This window comes from Actinomycetospora succinea (genome assembly GCF_004363095.1).
GTDB lineage: Bacteria > Actinomycetota > Actinomycetes > Mycobacteriales > Pseudonocardiaceae > Actinomycetospora > Actinomycetospora succinea.
Window position 1 is genome coordinate 50999 of sequence record NZ_SNYO01000009.1, and the last position, 12529, is coordinate 63527.

Genomic DNA, 12529 nt, shown 5'->3' on the forward strand with positions numbered 1-12529 from the left:
GACGCGCGGCAGAGCGTCCCCACGACGCTAGGCCGCGGCCTCCTCCCCCACCTCCCCCGTCACGGGGAGAGGCCGGGGGGAGCAGGCGTCACTCCTTCCCCAGGAACGTCGTCAGGGAGTCGTCGTGCGCCTCCCACCACGCGGTGTGGTGGATCGGGGCCTGCGTCCCGGTGCACGGCGAGGAGAAGCCGCGGTCGCGGTAGCCGATGATGCTCTCCTCCTTGTCGTGCTCCCACTTCTTGAAGTGGGCGCGGGTGAGGTCGAGGTCGAAGGCGGGATAGTCGGTGCCGGCCATGAGGTCGGCGATGTGGTCGGCCTGGAAGTCGATCTGGGCGAACGGGTCCGGCAGCGCGTCCTCGCGCGAGCGCCACTCCGCGACGTCCTTCGCCATGTCCTCGCGCGAGGGCAGGTCGACGCGGCCCAGCACGAAGTCGCGCGCCACCCACGCCTCCGCGTCGAAGAGCGTGAACGTGTAGAACTGGTCCTGCATGCTCAGGTACATCATCTTCGGGTTGTCGATCCAGAAGACGCCCTTGTAGAGGTCCGGCGGGTACAGCACGTTCGCCGTCCGCAGCCGCAGGTCGGACGCGACGAACGGGAAGTGGTGCTGGTAGCCGGTGCACAGGATGATCGCGTCGACGTCCCGCGAGCTGCCGTCGCTGAAGTGCGCCGTCTTCCCCTCCACGCGCGAGAGCAGCGGGACCTCGCTGATCCCCTCGGGCCACGGGAAGCCCATCGCGGCGCTGCGGTAGCTGATGGTCACGGTGTTCGCGCCGTACTTCTTGGCCTGCAGCGCGATGTCCTCGGCGGAGTAGCTCCCGCCCACGACCAGCAGGTCCTTGCCCGCGAACTCCTGCGCGTCACGGAAGTCGTGCGAGTGCAGGATGCGCCCCGGGAAGCGGTCGAAGCCCGGGAAGTCGGGCAGGTTGGGCACCGAGAAGTGCCCCGTGGCGACGATGACGTAGTCGAACTGCTCGACCCGCGAGGCGCCCTCGGCGAGCGCCTCAACGGTGACATCGAACGCGTCGCGCGCCGGGTCGTGCTCGATCCACCGCACGGCGGTGTCGAACTGCACGTGCCGGCGGACGTCGCTGTTCTCCGCGCGCCCCTTGATGTAGTCGAAGAGCACCTCGCGCGGCGGGAACGACGGGATCGGCGTCCCGAAGTGCTGTTCGAAGGGGTAGTCGGCGAACTCGAGGCATTCCTTGGGCCCGTTCGACCACAGGTAGCGGTACATGCTGCCGTGGCACGGGTTGCCGTACTGGTCGAGGCCGCTGCGCCACGTGTAGTTCCACAGCCCGCCCCAGTCGCTCTGCTTCTCGAAGCAGACCAGCTCGGGCACGTCGGCGCCCGCCGCCCGGGCCTGCTCGAACGCGTGCAGCTGGGCCAGCCCGCTCGGGCCGGCGCCGACGATGGCTACCCGTGTCATGGACAGTCCTCCTGTGGATGGGTGGCGTCAGGAACGCGGGCGTTCCTTGTCGGGGTCGTAGAACGGGAACCGGACGACCTGGGCCGGGATGCGCTTGCGGTGGCCGTCGAGCTTCCCGACCTCCACCTCGGTGCCGATCTCCGCGTGCTCGACGGCGAGCCGGCACAGGGCGATGTTCTTGCGCAGGATCGGCGAGCGGGTCGCGCTGGTGACGACGCCGACCTGGTGGCGCCCGACGTGCACGCAGTCCCCGTGGTGCGCGGTCTCGTTGCCCGCGAGCTCGAGCCCGACGAGGCGCCGCTGCGGGCTCGCCTTGCGCGCGACGAGCGCGTCGCGGCCGACGAAGTCGTCCTCCTTGGTCTTCAGCGGCACGGTGAACCCGACGCCCGCCTCGAAGGGGTCGACGTGGTCGTCGAAGTCGTAGCCGGCGAAGACGAGGCCCGACTCGATGCGCAGGATGTCCAGGGCGTCGAGACCCAGCGGCAGCATCCCGTAGGGCTCGCCGGCCGCCCACACCGCGTCCCACACCGCCGGGCCGTCCGACGGGTGGCAGAAGATCTCGTAGCCGAGCTCGCCGGAGTAGCCGGACCGCGACACGACGACCGGGATGCCGCGGTGGTCGCCGAGCCGGCCGATCGTGAACCGGAACCAGGTCAGGTCGCCGAACGCCGGCTGGGTGCCCGGGGTCCAGACCAGCTCGCGGAGGATCTCGCGGCTCGCGGGCCCCTGGACCGCGATGTTGTGCATCTCGTCGGTCGAGTGCTTGACCCAGACCCGGTCGAGCCCGAGCCGCTCGGCCTGCTCGCGCAGCCAGGTGCCGGTGTACTCGTCGCCGCCGATGAAGCGGAAGTTGGTGTCGGCGAGCCGGAAGACCGTGCAGTCGTCGATCATCCCGCCGGTCTCGTTGCAGACCGCCGAGTACACGAGCTGGTTGATCGAGAGCTTGCGGACGTTGCGGGTGACGCAGGCCTGCAGCAGCGCCTCGGCGTCGGGGCCGAGGACCTCGAACTTGCGCAGCGGCGACAGGTCCATCACCGCCGCCCGTTCGCGGCAGGCCCAGTACTCGTCGATCGTGCCGTGGCCGTCGAAGCTGGTCGGCAGCCAGTAGCCGCGGTACTCCGTGAACTGGCGGGTGAGGGCCCGCGTCCGCGGGGAGAAGCCGGTCTCCTTGGTCAGCGACGCGGGGTGCTCGGGCGTGGGGCGGTGCGCCATGGCCATCGAGAACTTCCGTTCGGCGGAGTAGACGCGCAGGTGGATGTCGGTCGGCGTCCAGGCGTTGGCCGGGTCGATGTCGTCGGGGCAGGCGGAGGTCGCGCAGACGAGGTCGACACCGGCGCGCATCAGCACGTAGTCCCCGGGCCGCGACCACGGCTCGTCGAAGACCAGCTGGTTCTGCGCGTCGAACGCGGTGTTGTAGAAGAGGTTGAGCGCGGGCCAGCCGGCGCGCTCCTCGATGCCGTAGGGCCGCAACTGCTCGTTGAAGTTGTCGGTGCAGTTGATGTGCCCGAAGTAGCCGAGGTCCTCGTAGTACTTCGTGTTGCAGGCCAGGCCGAACGTGTCGTGGCGGCCCACGGTGTCGCGGACGATCTCGACCAGCGGCTCCATGTCCTGGTCGTAGAACTTCCCGTGCAGCCCCGGCTGCGGGTACGCCTGGCCCATGAAGTACCGGGTGGCGGTCGCGTCGAGCCCGCGCTCGCGGCCCTCCTGGAGCATGGGCGCGTGGAAGGCCAGGAAGTCCGAGCACTGGCGGCCCTCGACGTCGAGGACCTGGATGTACTGGCCGGCCTTCACCTCGTAGCTGAAGGCCGTCGCGGCGTCGACGCGGATGTCGAGGATCGGCTCGGCGAGCGGCGGCGGCAGCGGCGGCACCTCGGCCACCCGCGGCTGGGCGCGCCGCACCTCGAGCACCAGGTCCGAGGGCGGGTTGCCCGTCGCCTCGTCCACCGCCATCGGACCGCCGGGGGCGGCGACGAGGACGATGCCCGGCGCCGCCGCGCGGAGGGTCTCGCGCGACCCCGCCGGCGACCACTCCCCGAACAGGTACGCCGCGCGGAGCTCGCCCGGGTCGAGGCCGTGGGCCACGAGCGTGGCGAGCACCGGGTCCTCGATCCCGTGGGGCGTCGCCGGGAGTGCGCGCAACGTCGTCGCCGGCGCGTCCGCGGTGACCCCGAGCAGGTCTCGCGCCCCTTCTCCCGCCGGGCCGAGCGCCGTGACCTCCGCCCGCTGCCGGCCCTGCCGGTCGACGACGGTGATCTCGTCGCCGCCGTGCACGCGCACGGCCGTGACGCCGCCGGGGCGGACCCAGTAGGTCTCGACCCCCGGCACCGCCTCGAGCAGGCCCGGCAGCCGCAGCCGCCGGGAGGGGATCACGGGTGGCGTGGTCGGTGCAGCCATCGGCGCTCCCCTACAGGCGGCGGACGAAGAGCCGCGCCATCACGAGGGCGGCCACGGGCAGGCCGATGAACAGGATCGTCGCCAGCACGGGACCGGCGGCGTAGGCGAAGAAATCGCTCATGCCGGGACTCCTCCTCGGTTCGTGGCCAGGCCGGACTGCGCCATGCGCTCGCGGCCGAAGTCGGTCAGCGCGTACTTGAACAGCACGCGCTCCTCGCCCTGGGTGCGCTCCGGGTCGACGGTGGCCTCCTGCTCGCTGAGCAGGCCGCCGGCGTAGAGGTCGACGAGGGTGAGCCGGACCGTCCCCCGCCAGTAGGGCCCGGACACCCCGTACTCGGCCTCCACCGCGTCGATGACGGCGTCGGTCCACAGCGGGCCGCGGTCGGCGAAGAGCTGCAGGACGTACCCCTTCATGTGCATGCTCTGCTTGTTCGACATGGGCTCAGGCCTCCTGCCGCGCCGAGGTGGAGGTGCGCGTCGAGCGCGCCGGGACCGCGCGGAGCACCTCGAGGACGTCGCGCTTCTCGGTGAAGAGCACGAAGCTGCCGATGACGGCGATGAGGCCGCCGATCACGAACTCGAGGCCCGGCGGCTCGAGGGTGAAGACGTAGAGCCAGACGAGGGCGAGCGGTCCGTAGAGCGCGGCGATCGCCTGCCCGCGCCCGACCCCGATGAGCGGGAACGACTTGTACCAGGACACGTAGCAGAACCCGAACGTCAGACCGAGCAGCACGAGCAGCAGCAGGACGGTCGGACTGGCGAGCGCGGCACCGATCGTCGCCCAGAACGTCGCGCCGGCGGCGATGGAACAGATCGGCACGACGATGACGAGCCAGATCGCGACCTCGGCGGTGAAGCGCAGGGTCAGCCCGACGTCGGGGTCGCTGACGTCGAGCGCGCGCCCGGCGATGGCGCCCTCGAGGCCCCAACCGACGATCGCGCACACGCCGCCGAGGTAGCCGAGCCAGGCGCCGCCGCCCGCTCCGCTGATCTCGCCGAGGATGCCGGGCGCGAAGATGACGACGCCGCCGAGGACGATGACGACGATGCCCAGCGCGGCCCGCTTGGTGATCGTCTCGCCGTACCAGGCGCGGGCGGCGAGCGCCCCGACGATCGGGTAGAGCAGGGCCGCGACGGCCGAGAAGCCGGCGCCGATGTAGGCGATGGCCACCACCGAGCCGAAGATCGCGAGCATGCCCGCGAGCCCGGCCGGGAGGTACCAGCGCGAGATCTTCACCTGGCGCAGCGTGCGGCCGTAGTCCTTGGTCTTGCCCAGCACCGCGACCCAGACGGCCATCGCGATGAGCACCGCGACCGCGTTGAGGATCGTCACCACGACGGCGGCGAGCAGGTAGCCGCCCCCGCTGGTGGGCGCGTCCACGAACGGCGACTCGGCGTAGATCACGGAGCCGGGGACGTACCAGGCACCCCACAGCACGGCGCACGTCAGCGCCCAGATGAAGCCCCACCGGACCTGACGGTTGCGGTACTCGTTGCGGAGCTCGTCGATCTGCGTCGGACTCGTCATGGTCACCTCCGAGCAGACGGCGCCGACCGGTCCTGCGGACGGACGCGTCGTGGCGCTGCTGCGGTCGATGGGCGACGCCGTTCGGGCCGGGGTGGTGCTCAGGGGCGGTCCGGGTCGGCCTCGGATGTGACCCAGATCATGGCCCCACCGTGAGCCTCGTGTAAAGCCCGAGTGGACGCCGTCTCCTCCCAGTGGCGAGGCGGCCACCCTCCGAGCCGGGGAGCGCACGCAGAGTCGATCTCGGGAAGTTTCGGGCAGCCGGTTGTCTCCTGTCGGTGGACACGGTTCACTCGATGTGGCCGCGCTCACAAGGTCCACACGGGACCGGGATCCGGGAGGGCAGTGACATGCCTACCGACATCGAGAACTTCGTCGCCCAGGACGGGCGCAAGGAGGCCGTCGAGGAGGTCCGACGGAAGATCGACGAGGGCGACGTCAAGTACATCTACTACCAGTTCGCCTCGGTCACCGGCCGGATCATGGGCAAGGGCGCACCGGCCGACCACTGGGAACGCTTCACCACGAAAGGTTTCCAGCTGGTCTACGGCTCGACCGCCAACCTCTTCACCGACCGGCACGGCGAGTACATCGGCTACGGCGCCGAGGCCACCGAGCTCGTCGGGATCCCCGACGTCGAGACGTTCCAGATCCTCCCGTGGGACCCGAAGACCGCGCGCGTCTTCTGCACGCTGTTCCGTGGCCGCGAGGAGCCCGAGGACCCGGGCTCGTTCCTGACGTCGGACTGTCGCGGCAACCTCAAGCGGATCCACCAAGACTTCGAGGAACGCACCGGCTATCACCTCAAGATCGGCACCGAGCCCGAGATGATGTGGCTGAAGACCAATCCCGACGGCACGCCGTCGGTGGACGGCATGACGAAGCCGTACTGCTACCACATCGACCAGTTCAGCGAACTGCAACCGTTGATCCACCGGATCATGGAGTACAGCAGCGCGATGGGTCTCGACATGATCCAGGGCGACCACGAGGACGCCCCGGGCCAGCTCGAGCTCAACTGGCAGTTCGACCGCGCCGAGCTCACCGCCGACCGCCTGACGACCTACCGCCAGATCTGCCGCCAGGTCGGGCGCGAGTTCAACGCCTTCCCGTGCTTCATGCCCAAGCCCTTCACCGGGGTCTCGGCCAACGGCTGCCACCACAACATGTCCCTGTGGGACCGCGGTGACACCAACGTCTTCCTCCCCGAGGGCGACGACCCCCGCATGCCCAGCAAGATCGGGCTGGCGGCCATCGGCGGCGTCCTCGAGCACCTCTCGGCCCTGACGTGCATCACCTCGCCGACGGTGAACTCCTACCGCCGGCTCTGGGACGCCGGGTTCTGGGCGCCGCTGTTCGCCGACTGGGGATTCCAGAACCGCACGACCGCGCTGCGCGTGAGCTCGCCCGACCGTTTCGAGTACCGCTCCGTCGACTCGGCGGTGAACCCGTACCTCTCCTTCGCGGCCCTCATCCAGGCGATGGGCGACGGCATCCAGCGCAACCTCGACCCGGGGCCGCCCGAGGAACGCAACATCTACAACGCGATGGCCGAGGGCAAGGAGGTCCGGAAGATCCCCATGAACCTCGGCGACGCGCTCCGCGCGCTCGACGCGGACGAGGTCGTGCGCAGCGCGATGCCCGGCGACATGTACCGGGTCTTCGAGCACTACAAGCGCGACGAGTGGGAGCGGTTCTGTGCCGCGGTGACCGACTGGGACGTCAAGGAATACCTCGACATCCTCCCCTGACCGATCGGAAGGAGAACGCCATGTGTGGGATCGCAGGAATCATCCACACGGACGGGCCGGGCGACGTCGGTACCGAGATGACGAAGATGCTCCAGTCCATGAAGCACCGTGGACCGGACTCCGCGGGATACGCGCTCTACGGCGAGCCGTCAGAGCTCGTCGTGATGCGCTTCAAGCTCGCCGACCCGAACGAGACGTCCGACTTCGACTACAACGAGCGCCTCGAGCGCAACCGCCGCGAGGTCGAGTCCCGCCTCTCCAAGATCGGGGCGACGGTCGACCGCGTCGAGGGCGAGTCGGCCTACGCGTACCGGGCGACCTTCCGCTACGAGGGCGAGCTCAAGCCCCTGGCCGACTACGTCGAGGACATCCCAGGGTGCGAGGTGCTCTCGCTCGGGCACTCGCTGGAGATCGTGAAGGACCTCGGCGACGCGCAGACGGTCGCGGACCAGTACCGCCTCGACAGCTTCCGCGGCACGCACGCCATCGGGCACGTCCGGATGGCGACGGAGTCGGACGTCGACATCGCCGGGGCGCACCCGTACTGGGCCTACCCGTTCTCCGACGTCGCCGTGGTGCACAACGGCCAGCTGACGAACTACCACCAGTGGCGCCGGCGCCTCGAGCGCAACGGCCACCGGTTCCAGTCCGAGTGCGACTCGGAGATCATCGCGGTCTACCTGGCCGAGCGCCTCGCCGACGGCACGAGCCTCGAGACCGCGATGAAGCAGAGCCTCGACGACCTCGACGGCGTCTTCACCTACCTCGTGGTGACCGAGGACAGCCTCGGCATGGCGAAGGACGCGATGGCCGCGAAGCCGCTGGTCCTGCACGAGGGCGAGAACCTGGTCGCGCTCGCGTCGGAGGAGAGCGCGATCCGCGCGGTGCTCCCCCAGGAGATCGACTCCTACGACCCCTACGAGTCGGAGGTGCTGGTGTGGTCGCGATGAACCCACCGACGGAGCAGGACACCCGCGGGGTGCGCAACGACATCCGCGGGCTCGCCGAGCCCGACGCCGAGGCGCCGAAGGTGGCCCGGATCGAGGGCGGGACCGCGACGTTCGACGCCGCGGATCTCAGCCCCCGGCTGGTCAACCTCGAGCTGCGCCGGCTGGTCTACGGCGAGGGCGTCCGGGAGATCCGGGTCGAGAACCCCGGCGCCAAGCACTCGATCGCGGTGGGCCTGCTCGCCCGGTGCCGGATCACCATCAACGGCAGCCTCGGCTACTTCGGCGCCACGCTCGGCGACGGGCCGGAGATCCACATCACCGGCCGCGTCGGCTGGTCGGTGGCCGAGAACATGATGTCCGGCGTCGTGGTGATCGACAAGAACGCGGGGTCGCTGACCGGCGCCGCCATGCGCGGGGGCGACCTCGTCGTCCGCGGCCACGTCGGCGCCCGCACGGGCATCGACCAGAAGGGCGGCACGATCATCATCGGCGGCAACGCCGGGTCGATGACCGGCTTCATGATGCAGCGCGGCCGCCAGATCATCTGTGGCGACGTCGGGCCCGGCATGGGCGACTCGATGTACGACGGCGCCATCTACGTCGGCGGGACCGTCGCCGCGCTCGGGGTCGACTGCGTCGAGGAGGAGCTGACGCCGGACGACGAGGAGCTGCTCGACCGCAAGCTCGGGATCTACCGCATGGACCGGCCGGACACCTTCCGGAAGTTCGTCTGCGGCAAGCAGCTCTACAACTACGACAACCTCGAGCCGTCCGAGCGCAAGCTCGTCCTGTGAGGAGAGGGTCACATGGCTGACGAGATGGCCAGCTCCGAGAGCATGGGGCTGGGCAAGAGCAGGATCTTCACTCCCGAGGTCATCAACGACATCCACGTGAAGGCCGATCTCGGCCGCTACCGGATGCGCGGGGGCGGCATCTTCAAGAAGATCCCGCACTGGGACGAGCTCGTGTTCCTCCCGGGCACGCTCACGCGCTTCGTGATCGAGGGCTACCGCGAGAAGTGCACGACGAAGACCGTCCTCGGGTCGCGGTTCGCCAAGAACCCGCTCGAGCTCGACATCCCGATCTACATCACCGGGATGAGCTTCGGCGCGCTGTCGCTGGAGGCCAAGATGGCCCTGGCCAAGGGCGCGTCGATGGCCGGCACCGCCACGTGCTCGGGCGAGGGCGGCATGATCCCGCCCGAACGCGACTTCTCGACGAAGTGGTACTACCAGGTCATCCAGAGCCGGTACGGGTTCAACCCGCACCACCTCATGCTGGCCGACGCCGTCGAGTTCTTCATCGGCCAGGGCTGCAAGGTCGGCATGGGCGGGCACCTCATGGGCCAGAAGGTCACCGAGCAGGTGGCCGAGATGCGCTCGCTGCCGGCCGGGATCGACCAGCGCAGTCCCGCCCGGCACCCCGACTGGCTCGGCCCGGACGACCTGTCGCTGAAGATCCAGGAGGTCCGGGAGGCGACGGACTACCAGGTCCCGATCCAGCTCAAGCTCGGTGCCTCGCGCGTCTACGACGACGTGCGGATGGCCGCCAAGTGCGGTCCGGACGTGATCTTCCTCGACGGCGCCGAGGGCGGCACCGGCGCCGGCCCGCACATCGCCACCGAGGAGACCGGCATCCCGCTGCTCGCCGCGATCCCCGAGGCCCGCCGGGCCCTGGAGGACGTCGGCCTCGCCGACGAGATCGACCTCGTGGTGGCCGGCGGGATCCGCAACGGCGGGGACGTCGCCAAGTGCATCGCGCTCGGCGCCGACGCCATCGCCATCGGGAGCGCCGCGCTCATGGCGCTGGGGTCGAACAAGGAGGTCGAGGGCGCCGACTACCAGGGCACGTTCGGCGTCTCGGCGGCCGAGTTCTACCACTGGCACACCGGCAAGGACCCGGCCGGCATCACCACCCAGGACCCGGAGCTGCGCAAGCGCCTCGACGTCGACGAGGGCGCCACGCGCGTCTACAACTTCCTGCACACCCTGACCCTCGAGGTCCAGATGCTCGCTCGCGCGTGCGGCAAGACCGACGTGCACAGCCTCGAGCCCGAGGACCTCGCCGCACTCACCACCGAGGCGGCGGCGATGGCGCGGGTGCCGCTGGCCGGCACCAGCTACATCCCCGGGGTCACCGAGTCGCAGACCCTCGAGGAGATCAAGACCCTGCTCGCCAAGCACGTCGCCAACGACGGGGGAGGCTCGGATGTCTGACGGGCCCGAGAAGCAGTTCGACCTGTCGCAGCGGCGGCTGACGACCCGCCAGGGCATCGACACCGAGGAGCTCACCGGGCGGACCTTCCCGTACCAGTTCGATCCGGGCCTGGTCGAGGGCATCGACCTGCAGGCCTCGACGCCGGGCGACGACCTGAACTGGCTCGAGGACATCCACCTCATGGAGGAGGACGGCATCCCCGCCGTCTTCGACCGCTACACGAACGCGTTCCTCAAGATTCACTTCGACATCCCGTCGGGGCGCGAGGACGAGTTCGCGCGGAAGGTGCTGATCAAGCACCTCCAGGAGGGCAACTCCTACGGGATCTGGCTGAAGCACCAGCACGCGAAGTTCCCCCAGCCCGAGCTCGGCCCGTGGCTGACGGAATCGGCGACGGTCGGGGAGAACTGGACCCCTCCGACCGTGGAGCGCTGGGACAAGTCGTTCACGTTCTGACGTGACGGCGCCCGGCCCGCGACCGAGGTCGCGGGCCGGGCCCGACCTCGACCGGGGTCACCTCTGGAGACGGGCACATCCGACGGCGGACGAGACACCGGAGACGCCCGAGAGCACCGACTGACGCGCAGCGCAGGACGGAAGGAACGGGCGATGTCCGAAACGACGCGGGATCCCGAACCGCAACGCACGCCGAGCACCTCGGACACGGCGGCCGGCGGTATCGACAGCGGTCTGCACCGCACCCTGGACTGGAAAGGGGCCTTCTGGATCGCCAGCGGCGTCCCGGCCCTCGTCCTCTTCTCCATCGGCGCGATCGCGGCCACGGTCGGCGCTCCGTCGCCGCTGGTCTGGACCGTGTCCATCGTCTTCGGCCTGCTCCAGTCCTTCGTCTGGGCCGAGATCGCCGGGCTGTTCCCGAGCAAGTCCGGCGGCGCCTCGGTCTACGGGGCGATGGCCTGGGTGCGGTACGCGAAGCCCGTCGCCCCGCTGTCGGTGTGGTGCAACTGGCTCGCCTGGTCACCGGTGCTCACCGTCGGGTCCGGGCTCGCCGCGGGCTACGTGCTGACGGCGCTCTTCCCGGCCGAGGCGACGATCAACACCTGGTCGATGACCCTGCTCCCGCTGGGCTTCATCCAGGAGGGCCTCGAGGTCCGCCTCAACGCCCAGTTCGTCATCGCGGCGCTGTTCCTGCTCCTGGTCTTCGGCCTCCAGCACGGCGGCATCCTGCGGGCGGCCCGCGTGCAGACGGTGATCGGCCTCGCGGTCCTCGTGCCGCTGCTCGTGATCGGCGTCGTGCCCCTGATCACCGGCGACGTCGTCGCCGCCAACTTCCAGCCGTTCGTCCCGCTCTCCGGCGCCTGGGACGCGAGCGGGTGGACGCTGTTCGCCGGCGGGCTCTTCCTCGCCGCGTGGTCGGCGTACGCCTTCGAGACCTCGATCTGCTACACCGCCGAGTTCAAGAACCCCGGTCGCGACACCGTGCGGGCGATCCTCTCGGCGGGCATCGCCTGCCTGGTCATCTACACGCTGGTGCCGTTCGCCTTCCAGGGCGCCCTCGGCGTCGAGCGCCTGACCCAGGACGACATCGTCGACGGCAACGGTGTCGGCCAGGCGATGACCGAGATCGTCGGCGGCGGCCCGGTCGTCGCCAACCTGCTCATCGTCATGCTCGTCCTCGCGCTGCTGCTGACGATCATGACGACGATGGCGGGCTCGTCGCGCACGCTCTACCAGGGCTCGCGGGACGGGTGGCTCCCCCGCTTCCTGTCGCGCACCAACCAGCACGGCGCGCCGACGCGGGCGATGTGGACCGACCTCGTGTTCAACCTGGTGCTGCTGCTGCTCAGCGACTACGTGTTCGTCCTGGCGACGTCCACGGTCTGCTACATGATCTTCAACTTCCTCAACCTCAACGCCGGGTGGATGCACCGGGTCGACAACCCCGACGCGCCACGGCCCTACCGCGCGCCGACGATCCTCATCGCGATCGGCACCGTGCTCGCGTTCGTCAACGCCCTGCTGCTCGGCTGGGGGGCGAACGTCTACGGTGGCGGCGCCCTGCTGACGGGGCTGATCGCGGCGGCGATCATCGTCCCGGTCTTCTACTACCGCCACAAGGTCGTCGACAAGGGCGTCTTCCCGGCCTCGTTCAGCGACGACCTCCCCGCGGAGAACGGCGAGCCCGGAGCCGTCGCGCTCCCCCGCCGCGCCGGGATCCGGCCCTACGTCGTCCTCGCCGGCGGCGTCGTCATGGTGATCATCGGCCAGCTGCTCGCCGCGGCCGGGACCTGACGGGGACGGTGGC

At 70.0% G+C, this 12529-nt stretch carries 10 protein-coding genes; 6 read left to right on the forward strand and 4 right to left on the reverse strand.

All coding sequences use genetic code 11. The features are described from left to right. Positions 1 to 88 precede the first annotated feature (88 nt). From EV188_RS24310 to EV188_RS24325, 4 genes are all read right to left on the reverse strand, one after another. Positions 89 to 1429 carry a flavin-containing monooxygenase gene (locus tag EV188_RS24310; protein ID WP_133828912.1) on the reverse strand — a complete coding sequence of 447 codons (1341 nt, stop codon included), beginning with the start codon at positions 1427 to 1429 and terminating at the stop codon, positions 89 to 91. A gap of 27 nt (positions 1430 to 1456) precedes the next feature. Then, positions 1457 to 3823 carry a trimethylamine N-oxide demethylase gene (locus EV188_RS24315; protein WP_133828913.1) on the reverse strand — a complete coding sequence of 789 codons (2367 nt, stop codon included), beginning with the start codon at positions 3821 to 3823 and terminating at the stop codon, positions 1457 to 1459. Between the two features lie 117 nt (positions 3824 to 3940). Next, the gene (locus EV188_RS24320; RefSeq protein ID WP_133828914.1) at positions 3941 to 4261 is read right to left on the reverse strand and encodes a hypothetical protein; all 321 of its coding nucleotides are present in this window, start codon (positions 4259 to 4261) and stop codon (positions 3941 to 3943) included. A gap of 4 nt (positions 4262 to 4265) precedes the next feature. Further along, positions 4266 to 5351 carry a DMT family transporter gene (locus EV188_RS24325; protein WP_133828915.1) on the reverse strand — a complete coding sequence of 362 codons (1086 nt, stop codon included), beginning with the start codon at positions 5349 to 5351 and terminating at the stop codon, positions 4266 to 4268. Between the two features lie 347 nt (positions 5352 to 5698). Here EV188_RS24325 and EV188_RS24330 point away from each other — a divergent pair, with 347 nt between their 5' ends. The 6 genes from EV188_RS24330 (at position 5699) to EV188_RS24355 (ending at position 12516) form a co-directional block, all read left to right on the forward strand. After that, the gene (locus EV188_RS24330) at positions 5699 to 7099 is read left to right on the forward strand and encodes a glutamine synthetase family protein (RefSeq protein WP_133828916.1); all 1401 of its coding nucleotides are present in this window, start codon (positions 5699 to 5701) and stop codon (positions 7097 to 7099) included. Between the two features lie 98 nt (positions 7100 to 7197). After that, entirely contained in the window at positions 7198 to 8049 is an 852-nt protein-coding gene (locus tag EV188_RS24335; protein ID WP_208114361.1) for a class II glutamine amidotransferase, read from the forward strand. After that, complete coding sequence (locus tag EV188_RS24340) at positions 8046 to 8843, forward strand: GltB/FmdC/FwdC-like GXGXG domain-containing protein (RefSeq protein WP_133828918.1); 798 nt, start codon at positions 8046 to 8048, stop codon at positions 8841 to 8843. Before EV188_RS24335 ends, EV188_RS24340 begins: the two co-directional genes overlap by 4 nt. Positions 8844 to 8855: 12 nt before the next feature. Next, entirely contained in the window at positions 8856 to 10265 is a 1410-nt protein-coding gene (locus tag EV188_RS24345; protein ID WP_133828919.1) for an FMN-binding glutamate synthase family protein, read from the forward strand. Then, complete coding sequence (locus EV188_RS24350) at positions 10258 to 10722, forward strand: hypothetical protein (protein ID WP_133828920.1); 465 nt, start codon at positions 10258 to 10260, stop codon at positions 10720 to 10722. The genes EV188_RS24345 and EV188_RS24350 overlap by 8 nt, the downstream gene beginning before the upstream one ends. A 153-nt stretch (positions 10723 to 10875) precedes the next feature. Next, on the forward strand, positions 10876 to 12516 hold the full coding sequence (locus EV188_RS24355; RefSeq protein ID WP_133828921.1) for a trimethylamine N-oxide permease: 1641 nt from the start codon (positions 10876 to 10878) through the stop codon (positions 12514 to 12516). The last annotated feature ends 13 nt before the right edge of the window (positions 12517 to 12529 follow it).

Excerpts from the sequence above, each read along its gene's own strand:
- EV188_RS24340 (WP_133828918.1), top strand. The coding sequence starts at position 8,046 with ATGAACCCACCGACGGAGCAGGACACCCGCGGGGTGCGCAACGACATC.
- EV188_RS24330 (WP_133828916.1), top strand. The coding sequence starts at position 5,699 with ATGCCTACCGACATCGAGAACTTCGTCGCCCAGGACGGGCGCAAGGAG.
- EV188_RS24355 (WP_133828921.1), top strand. The coding sequence starts at position 10,876 with ATGTCCGAAACGACGCGGGATCCCGAACCGCAACGCACGCCGAGCACC.
- EV188_RS24310 (WP_133828912.1), bottom strand. The coding sequence starts at position 1,429 with ATGACACGGGTAGCCATCGTCGGCGCCGGCCCGAGCGGGCTGGCCCAG.
- EV188_RS24315 (WP_133828913.1), bottom strand. The coding sequence starts at position 3,823 with ATGGCTGCACCGACCACGCCACCCGTGATCCCCTCCCGGCGGCTGCGG.
- EV188_RS24320 (WP_133828914.1), bottom strand. The coding sequence starts at position 4,261 with ATGTCGAACAAGCAGAGCATGCACATGAAGGGGTACGTCCTGCAGCTC.
- EV188_RS24350 (WP_133828920.1), top strand. The coding sequence starts at position 10,258 with ATGTCTGACGGGCCCGAGAAGCAGTTCGACCTGTCGCAGCGGCGGCTG.
- EV188_RS24345 (WP_133828919.1), top strand. The coding sequence starts at position 8,856 with ATGGCTGACGAGATGGCCAGCTCCGAGAGCATGGGGCTGGGCAAGAGC.
- EV188_RS24325 (WP_133828915.1), bottom strand. The coding sequence starts at position 5,351 with ATGACGAGTCCGACGCAGATCGACGAGCTCCGCAACGAGTACCGCAAC.
- EV188_RS24335 (WP_208114361.1), top strand. The coding sequence starts at position 7,198 with ATGAAGCACCGTGGACCGGACTCCGCGGGATACGCGCTCTACGGCGAG.